The sequence below is a fragment of the Enterococcus sp. AZ067 genome (assembly GCF_051715005.1).
In the GTDB taxonomy this organism is placed as follows: Bacteria; Bacillota; Bacilli; order Lactobacillales; family Enterococcaceae; genus Enterococcus_D; species Enterococcus_D casseliflavus.
In genome coordinates this window covers 3,489,001-3,503,510 of sequence record NZ_JBIOSY010000001.1, presented here as the reverse complement: position 1 = coordinate 3,503,510, position 14,510 = coordinate 3,489,001, and the positions used below count along the sequence as shown (strand labels likewise).

16 protein-coding genes are annotated in these 14,510 nt (G+C 44.9%); 11 read left to right on the top strand and 5 right to left on the bottom strand.

The annotated features are described in order from the left end of the window. Positions 1–146 precede the first annotated feature (146 nt). Positions 147–818 (bottom strand): cyclic nucleotide-binding domain-containing protein, encoded by a 672-nt coding sequence (locus tag IGI82_RS16670; RefSeq protein WP_115232914.1) that lies wholly within the window; start codon positions 816–818, stop codon positions 147–149. 196 nt (positions 819–1,014) lie between these two features. Between IGI82_RS16670 and IGI82_RS16665 the strand changes: the two genes are divergently transcribed. The 5 genes from IGI82_RS16665 (at position 1,015) to IGI82_RS16645 (ending at position 5,246) form a co-directional block, all read left to right on the top strand. Beyond that, a complete protein-coding gene (locus tag IGI82_RS16665) occupies positions 1,015–1,947 on the top strand; it encodes a phosphate/phosphite/phosphonate ABC transporter substrate-binding protein (protein ID WP_005230658.1) in 933 nt (310 codons plus the stop codon). A 160-nt stretch (positions 1,948–2,107) separates the two neighbouring features. Continuing rightward, entirely contained in the window at positions 2,108–2,899 is a 792-nt protein-coding gene (gene phnC / locus IGI82_RS16660; RefSeq protein WP_005230661.1) for a phosphonate ABC transporter ATP-binding protein, read from the top strand. Further along, positions 2,871–3,650: a phosphonate ABC transporter, permease protein PhnE gene (phnE, locus tag IGI82_RS16655; RefSeq protein WP_010748971.1), complete on the top strand. Its 780-nt coding sequence runs from the start codon at positions 2,871–2,873 to the stop codon at positions 3,648–3,650. The genes phnC and phnE (IGI82_RS16655) overlap by 29 nt, the downstream gene beginning before the upstream one ends. Continuing rightward, entirely contained in the window at positions 3,647–4,429 is a 783-nt protein-coding gene (gene phnE, locus IGI82_RS16650) for a phosphonate ABC transporter, permease protein PhnE (RefSeq protein ID WP_010748972.1), read from the top strand. Before phnE (IGI82_RS16655) ends, phnE (IGI82_RS16650) begins: the two co-directional genes overlap by 4 nt. A gap of 4 nt (positions 4,430–4,433) precedes the next feature. Beyond that, positions 4,434–5,246: a metallophosphoesterase family protein gene (locus tag IGI82_RS16645; protein ID WP_115232911.1), complete on the top strand. Its 813-nt coding sequence runs from the start codon at positions 4,434–4,436 to the stop codon at positions 5,244–5,246. Between the two features lie 69 nt (positions 5,247–5,315). Here IGI82_RS16645 and IGI82_RS16640 read toward each other — a convergent pair whose 3' ends face one another. Next, the gene (locus IGI82_RS16640; protein ID WP_438842518.1) at positions 5,316–5,792 is read right to left on the bottom strand and encodes an ImmA/IrrE family metallo-endopeptidase; all 477 of its coding nucleotides are present in this window, start codon (positions 5,790–5,792) and stop codon (positions 5,316–5,318) included. Positions 5,793–5,797: 5 nt separating this feature from the next. Beyond that, a complete protein-coding gene (locus IGI82_RS16635) occupies positions 5,798–6,130 on the bottom strand; it encodes a helix-turn-helix domain-containing protein (protein ID WP_015510522.1) in 333 nt (110 codons plus the stop codon). Positions 6,131–6,293: 163 nt separating this feature from the next. On the opposite strand from IGI82_RS16635, the gene IGI82_RS16630 reads away from it, so the two are divergent. After that, the gene (locus IGI82_RS16630; RefSeq protein ID WP_074934163.1) at positions 6,294–6,659 is read left to right on the top strand and encodes a hypothetical protein; all 366 of its coding nucleotides are present in this window, start codon (positions 6,294–6,296) and stop codon (positions 6,657–6,659) included. Between the two features lie 41 nt (positions 6,660–6,700). Here IGI82_RS16630 and IGI82_RS16625 read toward each other — a convergent pair whose 3' ends face one another. Together IGI82_RS16625 and IGI82_RS16620 are read right to left on the bottom strand one after the other, a co-directional pair. Then, positions 6,701–8,452, bottom strand: coding sequence for an ABC transporter ATP-binding protein (locus IGI82_RS16625; RefSeq protein ID WP_438842517.1), 1,752 nt, complete (start codon positions 8,450–8,452; stop codon positions 6,701–6,703). Positions 8,453–8,511: 59 nt separating this feature from the next. Then, positions 8,512–9,375: a MarR family transcriptional regulator gene (locus IGI82_RS16620; RefSeq protein ID WP_438842516.1), complete on the bottom strand. Its 864-nt coding sequence runs from the start codon at positions 9,373–9,375 to the stop codon at positions 8,512–8,514. Between the two features lie 200 nt (positions 9,376–9,575). Here IGI82_RS16620 and IGI82_RS16615 point away from each other — a divergent pair, with 200 nt between their 5' ends. From IGI82_RS16615 to IGI82_RS16595, 5 genes are all read left to right on the top strand, one after another. After that, positions 9,576–10,181 carry an NADPH-dependent FMN reductase gene (locus IGI82_RS16615; protein WP_413129604.1) on the top strand — a complete coding sequence of 202 codons (606 nt, stop codon included), beginning with the start codon at positions 9,576–9,578 and terminating at the stop codon, positions 10,179–10,181. 36 nt (positions 10,182–10,217) lie between these two features. Beyond that, positions 10,218–10,739 (top strand): NADPH-dependent FMN reductase, encoded by a 522-nt coding sequence (locus IGI82_RS16610; RefSeq protein ID WP_421757854.1) that lies wholly within the window; start codon positions 10,218–10,220, stop codon positions 10,737–10,739. A 225-nt stretch (positions 10,740–10,964) separates the two neighbouring features. After that, positions 10,965–11,804, top strand: a complete 840-nt coding sequence (locus IGI82_RS16605) for a glycosyltransferase family 8 protein (protein WP_438842515.1) — start codon at positions 10,965–10,967, stop codon at positions 11,802–11,804. Between the two features lie 296 nt (positions 11,805–12,100). Continuing rightward, the gene (locus IGI82_RS16600; RefSeq protein WP_015510515.1) at positions 12,101–12,418 is read left to right on the top strand and encodes a PTS cellobiose transporter subunit IIB; all 318 of its coding nucleotides are present in this window, start codon (positions 12,101–12,103) and stop codon (positions 12,416–12,418) included. Positions 12,419–12,472: 54 nt separating this feature from the next. Beyond that, a complete protein-coding gene (locus tag IGI82_RS16595) occupies positions 12,473–14,506 on the top strand; it encodes a BglG family transcription antiterminator (protein ID WP_438842514.1) in 2,034 nt (677 codons plus the stop codon). Positions 14,507–14,510 lie beyond the last annotated feature (4 nt).

The window sequence follows — 14,510 nt, the reverse complement described above, 5'->3', positions numbered from 1 at the left end:
GGGTTTTTTGTAAGAAAATAAGGCGCAGTTGCCCTTCTCGCTTGCCTTATTTGGTGGCAAACGCTTGTCACAGCGCTAGATAAGAGCAAGACCAACGTCCGAAACGAGTGCTAAGGGAAAACCCGAACATTATTCGGGACTGCTCCTTACACATGGCTTAAATTTTCGGCTAGTGACTCTAAAGCGGGGAAATCGAGAATCGTATAGCCTTGTTTTTGTTTTTCAATCAGCTTGTCTTCACGAAAGCTGGTAAAGGTTCGCAGCAGGTGGCGATAGCTGACATTCAAGATCGCGGCACAGGTGGTCAACTGAAAGGAAAAGTGTTGGTTTTCTTGATGGGCTAGAATAAATTTGGCCAACCGTGTCTCCACAGGTTCCGTCAATGAATTCGCCAAGTTGATCCCCGAATTCAAGCGGGAACTGAGCAACTGACAGATGGTTTGCAAAAAGCGGACGTCTTGTTGCAAGGTGCTACGGTAGCGATTCAAAGGGATGCAGACGCAGACGCAAGCAGAAGCGGCTTTGACACTGCTTTTCGGCAAGAGTTCCCATAAAGAGGAAGCTTCCCCTAAAGGTGCAGCCGGCTTGGCGTAATCAATACAAATCGTTTGGGTATCCGAAGAGAAGGAATAGACCATCACGGTTCCTTCCACGAGAAAATACAAGTATTCAGAAGGCGTGCCCGTTCGAATCAGGTGCTCTTCTTTTTCAAAGGAATGCAAAGTGGCCATCGCTAACAAATCATTGTCCATATAAGATTGCAGATCGTATGTGTCAATGTAATTACTGAGGCGTGCGGTATCATCGATTTTTTTCATGGAAATCAGCCACTCCTGAATGGTTTTCTTTAAGTATAGCTTAGTTCCCCTTTTGACTCAACACGAACGATAAATAAAATCTAATGTAAATTGTATGTAAAAATAAGGTAAAATAGGACATGTGTCACTTCATTTTGACGGGATACTTGGTATGATTTGAATGTAAGAAAGCTTCAAACCATTAGGAGGAGAAAAAATGCCATTGAAACGAATTGTTAAAGGAATGTTAGGAATTGCGTTAGTTGCCGCATTGACCGGCTGTGGGAATGGGAGCAGCAGCAGCGACAGCAGTGCCGCAGCCGAAAAAGAAAAGCTGGTGGTACAATTCGTACCGACCAATAATGACGGCTCGATGCAAGCCAAAGCAAAACCGTTTGCTGAGTATTTATCAAAAAAATTAGACCGTGAAGTAGAAGTAACGTTAGCAACGGATTATTCGACGATCGTAGAAGCGATGGCTTCTGGACAAGTTGATTTAGGGATCATGCCGCCAGCCGCTTATGTTCAAGCCAAAGACATGGATGCAGCTGAAGCGATTTTGACTTCTCAATTAGGTGCTTATGATCCAGAGACGGGCTTGCCATTAGAAGGGGAAAAAACCAATACCTTCAAAGGGGAAATCTTGGTCCGTGCGGATAGTGACATGACAGAATTGACGGACTTAAAAGGGAAAAAAATCGCCACATTGAGTCCAAACTCTGCCAGCGGCTATATTTACCCAGTTGCCGAGTTGAAAGATGCAGGAGTTGATCCAACGACGGATGCTACATTAACGACCGTGAATGATATTCCAAGTGAAATCACTGCAGTCTTGAATGGTCAGATGGATGCCGCCTTTGTGTTCCAAGGGGCACGAAATGTCTTTGCATCAAGCTTTCCAGACAACGATTTATTCAAAGACCTAAAAGTCCTTTACTTGACTGAAGGGGATATTCCAAATGACGCCATTGCCGTCCAACCATCAATGGATGCTGAACTAAAAGAGCAGATCAAAGAAGTATTCTTGAACATGGCAGATGATGAAGAGGGCGCCGAAGCAATGAGCTTGTGGGGACACCAAGGGTATGAAGAAGCAGCAGATTCTGCTTACGATACCATTCGCGATTATACACAACGAGCAGCAGAGTAAAAAATCAGGGATTGCGGTAGAAGGATAACGGGACACGGAGATGTGCAGCGATTTACTAGGGGAATAGGTGGAATACGCAGTATCAGTGCATTTTTTAGTGAGATAGACCGTGACCGATTGGGGAAACTTTGCCGCGGTCCCTACATAATGGAGAAAACAGATGATAACTTTTGAGAATGTATCCAAAGTCTACCCGAATGGGGTCAAAGGATTACAGAACATAGATGTAACGATTGAGCAAGGTGAATTTGTGGCCATCATTGGCTTGAGCGGTGCTGGTAAGAGTACCTTTTTGCGCTCGATCAATCGCTTAGTACCAATCACTGAAGGAGATATCCGAGTAGACGGCAAATCAGTCACGAAAGCCAATAAAAAAGAATTGCGCTTGATTCGTCGACAAATCGGATTGATCTCGCAAAGCTTCAATTTGGTCAAACGCAGTACCGTTCAAAAAAATGTTTTGTCTGGGCGTTTGGGGTATTACGGGACCTGGAAAAGTATTTTAGGGTTGTTTACGAAAGAAGACTACGAAAGAACGAAAGAAGCGCTAGCGACGGTCGGCTTGTCAGACAAACTGCAAACGAGAAGCGACCAGTTGAGTGGTGGGCAACAGCAGCGGGTATCCATCGCCCGTGCCTTGGTCCAACAAGCGCCGGTGATTTTAGCAGATGAACCTGTGGCATCACTAGATCCCATCACTACAGAGAAAGTGATGGAGGATCTGAAGAAGATCAATCAAGAAATGGGCAAAACGATTGTCATCAATCTGCATTCGATTCCCTTGGCTCGTCAGTATGCGACAAGGATCATTGCCTTAAAAGCAGGTGCGATCGTTTTTGACGGCAACGCAGCCGCTTTGACAGATCAGCGTTTAGAACAAATCTATGGCAAAGCAATTTTTGAAGAAAAGGCAGGAGAAATCGATGAAACTGAAAGAAACAGTTCATTTTAATTGGTACAAACACCTGCTGCTGGTTCTTTTATTGCTGCTCTTTTTTCAAAGCAGTGCCTGGATCACAGGGGCTGATTTTGCACAAGTGTGGTCGAATCGCAGCCAGATGACGGCTTTCATGGCTCGCTTTTTGCACCCAGACTTTAGTTATCTACCGCAACTGATGATGCCCTTGATCAAGACATTGCAGATGTCCTTTTTAGGCACCGTTTTAGGAGTAGTCGCAGCGATACCGGTGAGTCTGTTGGCGACAACAGTCGTGACAGAAAGCCGTTGGGTCTCGGTGCCAATGCGTTTTCTCTTAGGGCTGGTGCGGACGATCCCCAATCTATTGTTGGCGGCATTGTTCGTAGCGATTTTTGGGATCGGGGAAGCCACTGGTGTTTTGACCATCGCGGTCTTTACCTTTGGTATGGTTTCACAGCTGATGTTCCAAGCGATCGAAACCATTGATTTTGCGCCGATTGAAGCAGCAGCGGCGGTAGGAGCGAATAAATTTCAAGTGACCGTTTGGGCGATCATTCCCCAAGTCATCAGCCAGTTTGCCAGCTATACTTTTTATGCCTTTGAAGTCAATGTTCGAGCTTCGACGGTGTTAGGGTATGTGGGTGCCGGCGGGATCGGGGTCATCTTGAACGCCTCATTGGCATTGTTGAATTATGAGCGGGTCTCGATCATTATCTTGACGATTTTGCTGACGGTAGCGATCGTTGATTTTCTCAGTGAGCGGGTAAGGAGGTCTTTCCTATGATGATCAGAGAAGTGAAGAAAACGACTTGGCTGTTATGGGGACTCTTTGCTGTTTTACTAGTTTTATCCGCTGCGACACTGGATTATTCTGGATTAAGCACCTTTTCCTTAGCGATGGGAAGAGATGTCTTGCAAGGGCTGAGTCAGCCAGACTGGTCCTTCTTTTATGACGGCAGTGGGGAAGATCTGTGGAGCTTGTTGTTACTGACGATCGGGATCGCTTGTCTAGGAACGATGATCGCAACAGTCTGCGCGATTCCAGTGACCTTGCTGAGTGCCGCCAACCTTTGGACCTCGACACCCTGGGTCGCAAAAATCGGCAAAATGATCTGCAATATCTTGCGGGCATTTCCCGAGCTGGTTTATGCGATTATTTTTGTCCGTGTGGTAGGTCCAGGACCTTTTGCTGGAGTTATGGCGATCGGTGTCCACCAGATCGGTATGCTGGGCAAGTTGTTCACCGAAGAAATGGAAGCCATGGATGAGCGCTTGACGGAAGAGATGCAAGCCGTCGGTGCCAACTTTTGGCAGACGATGTTTTTCGTGCGGGTCCCTTACTTAGCGCCTATCTATAGTTCCTTTGCACTGAATCATTTTGAAATTGCGGTCCGCAGTGCGGCAACGTTAGGGTTAGTCGGTGCTGGCGGGATCGGTGCACCATTGATTTTTGCTATTCAAACCAGAACCTGGAGCAAGGTAAGTATTATTTTGTTGGGCGTCGTTGTGACCGTCTTCTTATTAGACCAGTTGACTGGAATCATCAGAAAGAAATTGAGATAAACCTATGAATGTATTGCATATATCAGATATCCATTTTCGAGAAAGTTACCTGCCTTGTGAAGAAGGGTATCAAGGAATGCTGGCAGCCATGCAAAATCCTTTGATTCCTCTTGAAGAGTGTATCCAAGATGCCAAGGCGCGAGCAGCGATCGATTTGGTGGTGATCAGCGGCGATTTGACCGAAGATGGCGCGCCTGCCGATTATGCCTCTTTGAAGCAATATTTAGAAAAAGCCTTTGGCTCAGTGCCCATCGTAGTAACGCTAGGTAATCATGATATCAAACGGCATTTTCGCCAAGGCTGGCAAGGCAAGTCAGTAGAAACCGCCAGTGATACACCTTTTAATCAAGTCTATGAAACGGAGACATTGGCGATCGTGACTTTCGATAATTCCTGCTATGGCTATGCCGACGGTATCGTAGATGAGCGACAGTTTGAATGGCTGCAAGCCACGCTGGCGCAGCTCAAAGAGAAAAAGATCGTTTTTGTGACGCACCATCATTTGTTGCCCGACCAAGCAAGCACGCGGGCATGGGCCGGTGCCAATCGTTTGGTGGCATTATTGCAGCAGTATCAAATCTCTTGTATTCTCAGTGGACATACCCATCATGCGTTTACGGGAACGATCGCAGGGATTCCTTACTATACTGTGGCAAGTATGTCGTTTGTCGGGGAAGATGAAGGCGATGGGATGGTCCGTTTTGAAGAACGCTATGGATACAATTTGTATCGTTTCGAGGAAGGTGCATTGGTTCATCAATCCTCAGAAAACTATCGACCGAACCGTGTATTGATGCGGGTCAACATGCAAGGATAAAAAACAGACGTTCCGTCAACGCTGCCTTTAGCAGCAGGAAAGGAACGTCTGTTTTTGTGTGAAAAAGGCTTAACTTTGTTTGCCAAAGGTTTTGACAACTTCAATCGTGCCGTCGATATGAAAAAACAAGGTATAATTTTCTTCGGTTTTGATGCCATCAAAACGGCGGGCATAATACGTGACCGCGTCTTTGAAGGTTTGTGGGGGAACCCCTAAAAAATCAGCGCATGCCGCCAATGTTTTGCAGCCTTCTTCAAAACAAGCGATGATATCATAGGGCGTGACCACGATCGCAGAACCAATGTCGCGGGCTTTGCGTTCTTGTTTGCGTTTTTCGTTGGTATCTTGGGCGGTAATGTCGCCAGCACTGGTTAGATAATGACCGATTTCTTCACCGATGGTGCTCAAGAGGTCTTCTTGTGATTGGTCAGGGTTCAAGTAAATATGGTGATCGATGTACAATCCTTGCTGACCATCAGGCATATTTTTATCGAAAATAAAGTGCAAGTCTGGGTAGGCGGCCATCAGTTCTTCTACTTTATCCATTTCCATCATTCCTTTTGGGCGTGCCGCTGTTTTATAAATTCAATATAGCTGAGGATATCTTCCATCTGCTCATCGGTGACGTCATCATCAATATGGGCCGCAACGGTTTGAACTTTTGCAGAGGGCTGCGTAAAGCCTGCCGGGACTTGTCTGCCTAACAAAAAATCGGTGGATACTTGAAAAATCTCCGCGAGTTTGACGATGGTCTCGCCATCGGGTTCGTTACGATCATTTTCGAAATGAGAATACGCTGCGCGGGTGATTCCCAGCTGATCTGCGATCTGCTGTTGGGTTTGATTGGTACGTAGTCTGAGTGTTCTTAGCCGTTCGCCAAGCATGAGTGATCGCCTCCTTTTTTGTAGTATAGCACGTTAGATATAATTTGTATCAATTTTTGTATTATTTGATATAAAAAATATCACATCAGTTGACGATACGAATCGTATCTTTTATACTGGAAACAGATGATATGAATCGTATCGAAAAGAATGGGGGAGGATCATGGATACATCGATCGTAACAGTTGTCTTGCCGTCACTCATTACTGGTGTACTTACTTATTTGGCTACCCGAGTATCCAGCAAAGCGAATTTGGAACAAACGAATATCGAAAATGCCCAGAAGCTTTACCTAAAATATGAACAGATCAATCAAGAATTGACCCATAAAATCGATCAGTTAGAAGAAGAAGTCCAAAAGACCACTAAAACCTACCAAGAAGAAGTCTTAGTTTATCAAGGAAAGCTTGCTACTGCCCAAAGCGAACGGGATTTTTTGCGGGCAGAAAATCAGGTGTTGAAAGAATTGCAGCGAGTAAATCAAGTGCCTGGGACGCGTGAAGAGAAGCAACATTCAGCCGTTGGTTAATAGAAAAAAACTGCTTATCCGTCAATAAGCAGTTTTTTCGATTAGTTGATCATTTGTTCATTGACATAGGTAGCATAAAGCGGGTGGTTGTTGATCAATTGTGCATGGGTACCTTGACCGGTAATGGTGCCTTTTTCTATAAAGTAGATTTGGTCGGCATCCACGATGGTCGATAAGCGATGAGCGATCACTAATGTCGTACGTCCTTCCATCAGATGATCCAACGCCCGCTGGACTTTTTCTTCTGACTGAGAATCTAGGCTGGCAGTCGCTTCATCCAGCATCAGCAGCTTGGGATCCCGCAAGAATGCTCGAGCGATGGCGATCCGTTGTTTTTGACCACCAGATAGTTTGACGCCGCGTTCACCGATTTGTGTTTCTAATTTTTCGGGGAACTCTTGGACGAACTGATCGGCATAAGCCAATGCCAGTCCTTGCCACAATTCCTCCTCTGACAGCGTCCGGCCCAATCCGTATTGCAAGTTTTCCCGAATCGTACCAGCAAAGACCGCACTGTCTTGGGAAACATAGCCGATCTGTGCCCGCCAGTTTTGCAGATCAATGTCAGCTATCGGCTGATCTCCAATCAGCAAGCGCCCGCTGGTGGGCTCATAAAAGCGTTCCAGTAAAGCAAAAATTGTGGATTTTCCGCCGCCGCTTGGTCCTGCAAAAGCAATCACGGTGTTGGGTTTGGCTTCAAAAGAAATGTTTTGCAAAATCGGCCGTTTGGGATCGTAACTGAAATCGATCTGTTCTGCCCGTAAGACTGCGCCATCGATGGCGGCTTTGGGTGCTGCTTGAATTGGTTCTAGCGGCGTATCCAAAATTTCTTGGATCCGTTCCGTAGCACCCATCGCTTTTTGGACTTGTGAAAAGAACATCGCAAACGTCGTTACAGGCGCAATAATATTAAAGAGATACAGTAGAAAAGCGATCAATGCGCCGCTCGTCAAGGTGCCGGCTTGCACACGGATCGCGCCATAACCGAGGATTCCTACGAGTAAGCCCAGCATGGCCGTCGTCATGATTGGCTGCAAAATCGCACTGACTTTCGCATCCTTGACCCCGAGGGTTAAAATTGCCCCAATGTTGCGCCGACCGTTTTCTTGTTCACTGGCTTCTCCGTTGCTGGCTTTGATCAAACGGATCTCTGAGAGCTTTTCGCTGGCATCCGCATTGAAATCGGCGGTCGCTGCTTGCAACTGGCGTCCCAGTTTTGACATGATCTTGCCGATTGGCCACATGATCAAGGTGATCAAAGGCACCGCACTGAACATGATCGCAGCCATCTTCCAGTCCATCAAAAACAAGATGACCATCGAACCGATCAATTGGATCAAGCCAGTGACAAAGCTGGGAAATTGCGAGGTGACTAGTTCTTTGATCACTGACGTATCATTGACGAGTCGCGAACTGCTTTCCCCCGACTTGTGGTCATCAAAATAGCTGACTGGCAAATGCAGCAGATGTTTCCAAAGACGTTCCCGCAACGTTTTCACAGCACTTTCTCCCACATAGCGCAAGAGAAAGCCGCCTAAAGTCCCTACGCCTAATTGCAGCACAAAGGCTAGGATCAAAACGACCAGCATGGAGGTGCTGAACGTGGGGGTGCCGCTGGCATCGACCAGTGTTTTCGTCAGCTGCGGCACGACCAAACTGGCGGCACTTGTGATCAGGCTAAAGAGCATCCCTAAAAGAAACAAGCCTTTCTTAGGATTGACACTGACGATCAGGTGGATAAAGTCTTTCATTTTAAATTTGTTTTTGTTCACTGTTGGTGTCGTTGTTTCCATTCGTTTTCCTCCGCAGCAAGCAAGATGGCTCACCGCTTTTTCTTTTTAATTAGGTGTTATTAGAAATCCTGCCAATCCTCCTCGGCTGCTTCGTCTTTAGAAGCGGAAGTCGGTCTTGCTTTGCGGTCTTGTCCAAACCCGTAGGCATCAAAAAAGTTGCCTTTTACCCATGTGTACCGTGGATCATTCGCCTCGCTATTATCAAACGGCCCAAACGGCCCAAACGGCCCAAACGGCTCAAATGGTCGATTGCCAACCATGCCGCGATGTCCAGGAAACGGCATTTGCCGCATGGCTTCCTTGATCTGTTTTTTCATTTTGCGTCGCTCATCAACGCCCATTTCTTGCCAAGTATCTTTCATTTGTTGCCTCATTTTTCGACGATCCTCATTCGACATTTCCTGCCAATTTCCGTCCCATTGCTTCATCATTTCTTCCCGAATCTCTTGCATGGCTTGCAAACGATCCATTGGGTCAATAAAGCGTTGTGCCTGCTGTTGGAAGTCCGTCTCCCACCCAGCGGCGATGTTTTCAAGCAGACGAGCAAATTCGGTTTGTTCCTCCTCTGAGAGCCCAGCAAAAAACGACTGACTGCTGGTGGCTTCTTTTTGTGCTAGTAATTTTTCCGCTTTTTTTCTTCCAGTTTCTGTCAGGTAGATTCGTTTGATCCGTTTGTCAGCAGCATCTTCTTTGCGATGAATATCGCCACTATTTTCCATTTTCTTCAATAGTTCCGCTAGAGAGCTTGGCCGTAGGTCTAAGACTTCTGCAAGATAACTTTGCACCAAGCCGTCTTCTAAATTTAAAACGGCCAGGACACGTTGCTGTCCCGAAAGGCGCTGGTTGTTTTGACTCATAAAGGCATTGCTGGCTTCGCTGATAAAACGAAGCTGTTTCATTAAGTGGTCGGTCATTGTACTCATGGTGTACACTCCTTTTGGTTTATCGTTCGGTACCTAACGATATCGATGAGTTGATTATAGTTCGGTACCGAACGAATGTCAATAAGAAGCAGCTGAGATTTTTTCTAACAAAAAGTAAGCAGAATGATTGACTTACTAAAAGTAAGTTTGGTATGCTGAGTCCATCGTTAAAGAAACCACAACAAAAGGAGTACAAAAGAATGGTCTTTGGATTTGGGAAAAAAGAACAAATAATTGAAAAAGAAGTAATGAAAGAGGTCTATCGCACCCCTGAAAAGAAAAAAGCGCAAAAAATCGGGATCATCGTTGGCAGTACGAGAGAAGGCCGCGTGAGTCCGCAAGTAGCCAATTATGTTTTACAAACAGCACGCGCGCATAGCGACCGCTCGTTTGAAATCATTGATATCAAAGACTATGACTTGCCATTTATGGGTACAGGTGAAGTGAACCAAGCGTGGAACGAAAAAATCGCTGAGTTAGACGGCTACCTCTTCATCGTACAAGAATACAATCATGGCATATCAGCTTCCTTGAAAAATGCGTTGGACAGCGCTCGCGAGGAATGGTTCAACAAAGCAGCAGCGATCGTCAGCTATGGTTCGGCAGGAGGGATTCGTGCCGCTGAGCAAGTTCGCTTGATTTTGGCGGAACAAAAAGTAGCCACGGTGCGCACCAATCCTGCCTTCAACTTATTTACTGATTTTGAAAACTTTACCACCTTTACCCCTGGCGAGCATATGACTGCAGGAATGAACGACATGTTGACGGAATTATTGGACTGGGCAGACACATTTGCCAATCGTTAAAAAAACAAACGAAAACAATCTTAGGAGGAACCTATCATGAAATTTGGTATTATTTTAGGCAGTACAAGAGAAGGACGCGTAAGTCCGCAAGTCGGAGCATATATTCAAGAAATTGCTAATCAACAGTCAGAGCATCAGTTCGAGATCGTTGATGTAAAGGCATTTGATTTACCGTTTATGGGAACGGCTGAGCCAAACCTAGCATGGAACAAAAAAATTTCTGAATTAGATGGCTATATCTTCATCGTGCAAGAATACAACCACGGTTTTGCAGCTTCCTTGAAAAATGCCGTAGATTCTGCTCGGGAAGAATGGTTTGATAAAGCTGCTGGGATCGTCAGCTACGGTTCTGGCGGTGGGATTCGGGCCGCTGAACAATTGCGCAACGTATTAGCTGAACAAAAAGTTGCCACCGTGCGGACCAACCCAGCCTTCAACTTATTTACTGATTTTGAAAATTTTAGTACCTTCAAACCCGGTGAGCACATGGCTGCGGGTGTCAATGATATGCTAGATGAATTGTTGTTGTGGTCAAAAGCTTTTGCAACGATCCGCTGATCTGTTTTTAAGACACAATCATTTATAAGCGATCCTTTGCTGTTTCATCCCATGGATGGAACAGCTTTTTTGGCGTCTGCCAAGCAAGGGTTCGATTGGCAAGGGTGTTTCACTGAAAGAAAGACCAAAAATCGGGTATACTAGAAGAACAGAAGCTGCGTGCAACAGCAATCGATTTTTTCCAAAAACCTGCACGCAGCCAGTAACAGAGGAGTGAACAAGAGCATGAATCTACTTTTTGCGATTGATGATCGATTCAGTGAACAATTAAAAACAACGTTATATTCAATCAAACGTCATACGACAGCAGCATCCTTTGATGTCTATGTCTTACAAGAAAAAGAATTGAGCCATGCTGCAGAGCTGGAGGCTTTTTGTCAAAAGCTGGCGATGACCTATCATCCCATCATCATCGGTTCTGGCTCGATTTTTAAAACCGCGCCAGTCAGTGATCGCTACCCTGAGTCGATCTACTATCGATTATTGGCACAAAATTACTTGCCGCAGCAAGTGGAAAAAATCCTGTATCTGGATGCGGATATTTTGTGCATCAATGATTTGCGCCCCTTGTATGAGCTGACGTTAGGGGATTTTCTGTATGCCGCCGCCAGCCATTCTAAGCTGACAGAAGTAACAACAGTCATCAATAAAGTCCGTTTGCGCAATTATGAGTCGGAAGGCTACTACAATTCAGGCGTTTTGCTGATGAATGTGCACCAGCTGCGGCAAGAGGTCAAAGAAGCAGAGATCGCAGCGTTCATTGAGAAAAATCATTTGAACCTCTTTTTGCCAGATCAAGACATTTTGAATGGGTTGTACGGCGATCGGGTGCTGGCGATTCCTGATCAGCTCTATAACTATGATGTACGGAAAAACCGTACGTATGAGACGATCAGCCTAGGGGAATGGAGTTTGGATTGGGTCATCGAACATACCGTTCTGCTGCATTTTTGCGGCAAAGAGAAACCATGGAAGAAAGGCTATCGCAGCCGCTACGGTTCGTTATACAAATATGTAGAAAATGAACGGCGGAAGTTTGAAGAGGAACAATCAAAGAGCGTATGATTAAAAAAGCTTTACTTGGACAAAAGACAAGTAAAGCTTTTTTTTCGATCATTTTTTGAAGGGAATTCTTGTAAAATCAAGTAGACGCATCTAGTTTGTTTCCGCATCGATAAGGAAACACCTTGTGTTCAAAAAGAAAGCGCTATCTATTATGATGACAGTATCAACCCATCGCAATGCTAAGTCAGTGAACAACTTTTTTATTCAGCGGAAGAATGGTCAGAACCACGCCATCATTTAGCAACTACTGAACATAGATAGTGAAATAGAGTGTCATCGTTAAGGAGGAAAACTATATGAAAAAAGCATTAATCATCTGTGCAGGCGGTATGTCTTCATCAGTCATTGCCAAAAAAACGACGGAATATTTTAAAGAGCGAGGAAAAGAAATTGAACTAGATGCAACGTCTGCCTCTCAAGGAGCAGCCACGATCGCCAAAGATGAATACGACTTATACTTAGTCAGCCCGCAAACCAAAATGTACTTTGCGAATCTTGAAAAAGCTGCCATCAAGTACCAACGACCCATCGTAAATATTCCGCCCCAAGCTTATGTGCCGATACCGATGGGCATTGAAAAATTAGCTGCTGTGGTGGAGCAAAATATACAATAGTCGTTCAAACAAAAAGCTTCATGAGAATAGGTTGATGAAAAAGGTTGATGAAAAATGTTGAGTAAAAAAGAGATCATCATGCTAAAAATGCTTTACCAAAATCGTAACACGTATACCAGTAGTAAACAGATCGCAAAGCAACTGGGGGTCTCAGATCGGACTGCGCGCAAGTATGTTCAAGGGTTGGGGCTTATCTTGAAGAACCATAAGCTTGGTCAGATTTGTGCCAAGCAAGGGCAGGGCTATCGGCTGATCATCACCGACCAGCGTTCCTTTGATCGTTTTTATACAGAGAAAACCAACACCAGACCAACAGCTGCCGACCTTACGACGATCAATGAAGCCAATGACCGCCAATATTTTGTGTTAAATCAATTGTTATTTGGGCAAAAGCCTGTTTTTGTTGATGACTTGGCGGCGGATCTATGTGTTTCTCGTTCAACGATTTCCAACGACATCGTTGAAATCAAGCAATTGTTAAAGCCTTATACGATCGAGTTGAAACATCGAACCAGTCAGGGGATCTACGTTGCAGGATCTGAAAATAGTCTACGGCATTTCATCATGAATTACTTTTTCATGAATCGCCTGCAAGACAATCTGTATGCCTTCTCCATGTACAAACATCTATTAGAGGGGATAGCGATCGAGGAAATCGTGATCATCGTTTTGGATACATGCCGCAAGTATTTTTTGAAACTTTCTGATTTTATGATCTATACGATCGTCCTTCATATTGGTCTAGCAATAAAACGGCTGCAGGCGGGCTTTGAGATCCAGCTGCATCCGCAAGAGGCAAACTTAGCGCAGGAAGTGGAATACCAATCAGCTTTAGAGATCGTCGAGAAGATCCGCCAACAGATGGGCATCGTCTTGCCACCGGAAGAGGCTTTCTATATCGCCATTCATTTAAAAAACAAACTAGTTTCTGAAACCATTCGTGAACAGATCGATTTAGACGATAACGAGGTCAAACAACAGCTGCTAGTCGTTTTACAAAAGATCGATCAAGAAACGGGCTTTTGCTTAGCCGAAGATCCCTTATTGATAGATGGGCTGATGATGCATATCACCCCCTTATTGCAACGATTGAATAACGGTACGAGTATGGAAAATCCTTTGTTAGAGACCATCAAAAAAGATTACAGCGACTTTTTTCAGCTAACGATTCGGCATTTTTCTGATGTTCCCTTCTTTGCCCCCTATAAAGTGACTGAAGGAGAGCTCGCCTACTTGACGATCCATTTGACTGCTGCGATGGAACGCTTAGCGAATCAGCAAAAAGCACGGGTCTTAGTGATCTGTGCAACAGGAATCGGTAGTTCACAAATGTTAAAAAATCGTTTGGAACACGAACTTGGTTCAAAACTCGTGATTGAAGAGATGATCAGCTATTACGAAATCAGTGAACAAAAACTAGCAGGGATTGATTTGATCATTTCATCTATCAAAGTACCAGATGTGGTTCTAAATATCCCCATCGTCACAGTCAGTGTTTTTTTAGATAAAAAAGATATCCAAAAAATCAATCGCCAATTGAAACAGTATAAAACGAAAAAACAGTACCGTAGCGTTCTGAAACAGCGACCGAAGACCTTGTCTGACAAAGAGCGGGAACTGATTGAGACTAGTTTTCGCCCAGAACTTTTTCTTTTGCTCGCCGAAGAGACCGATAAAGAGGCTGTTTTAGACCAGCTGCTGACGAGGATCGAAAGCGTGGAAAAGCGCGCGGTGAAAGAAGCGCTAGGCAAGCAGCTTGCTTTACGAGAAGCCTATAGCTCAGTAGCCTTTTCCGATCATTTGGCGGTGGCGCACCCTATTGAACCGATCACCAATGATGCTTATGCGGCCGTTGCTATACTAGAACAAGGCATAAAATGGGATGACGAGCATGACCAGATCCAGCTGATTTTCTTACTTTCCCCAGATCGATTGGGGCAAGTAGAATTGAACAAAATCAGCCAACTGTTAGTACCGATCATTGAAGATGAGTCATTTAAAGATGCACTCATAACAAGTGGTGATTTTGAACATTTTATGGAATGCTTTATCGGGTATCACCTAGGAACACATTTATCGCACATGTAAGGGA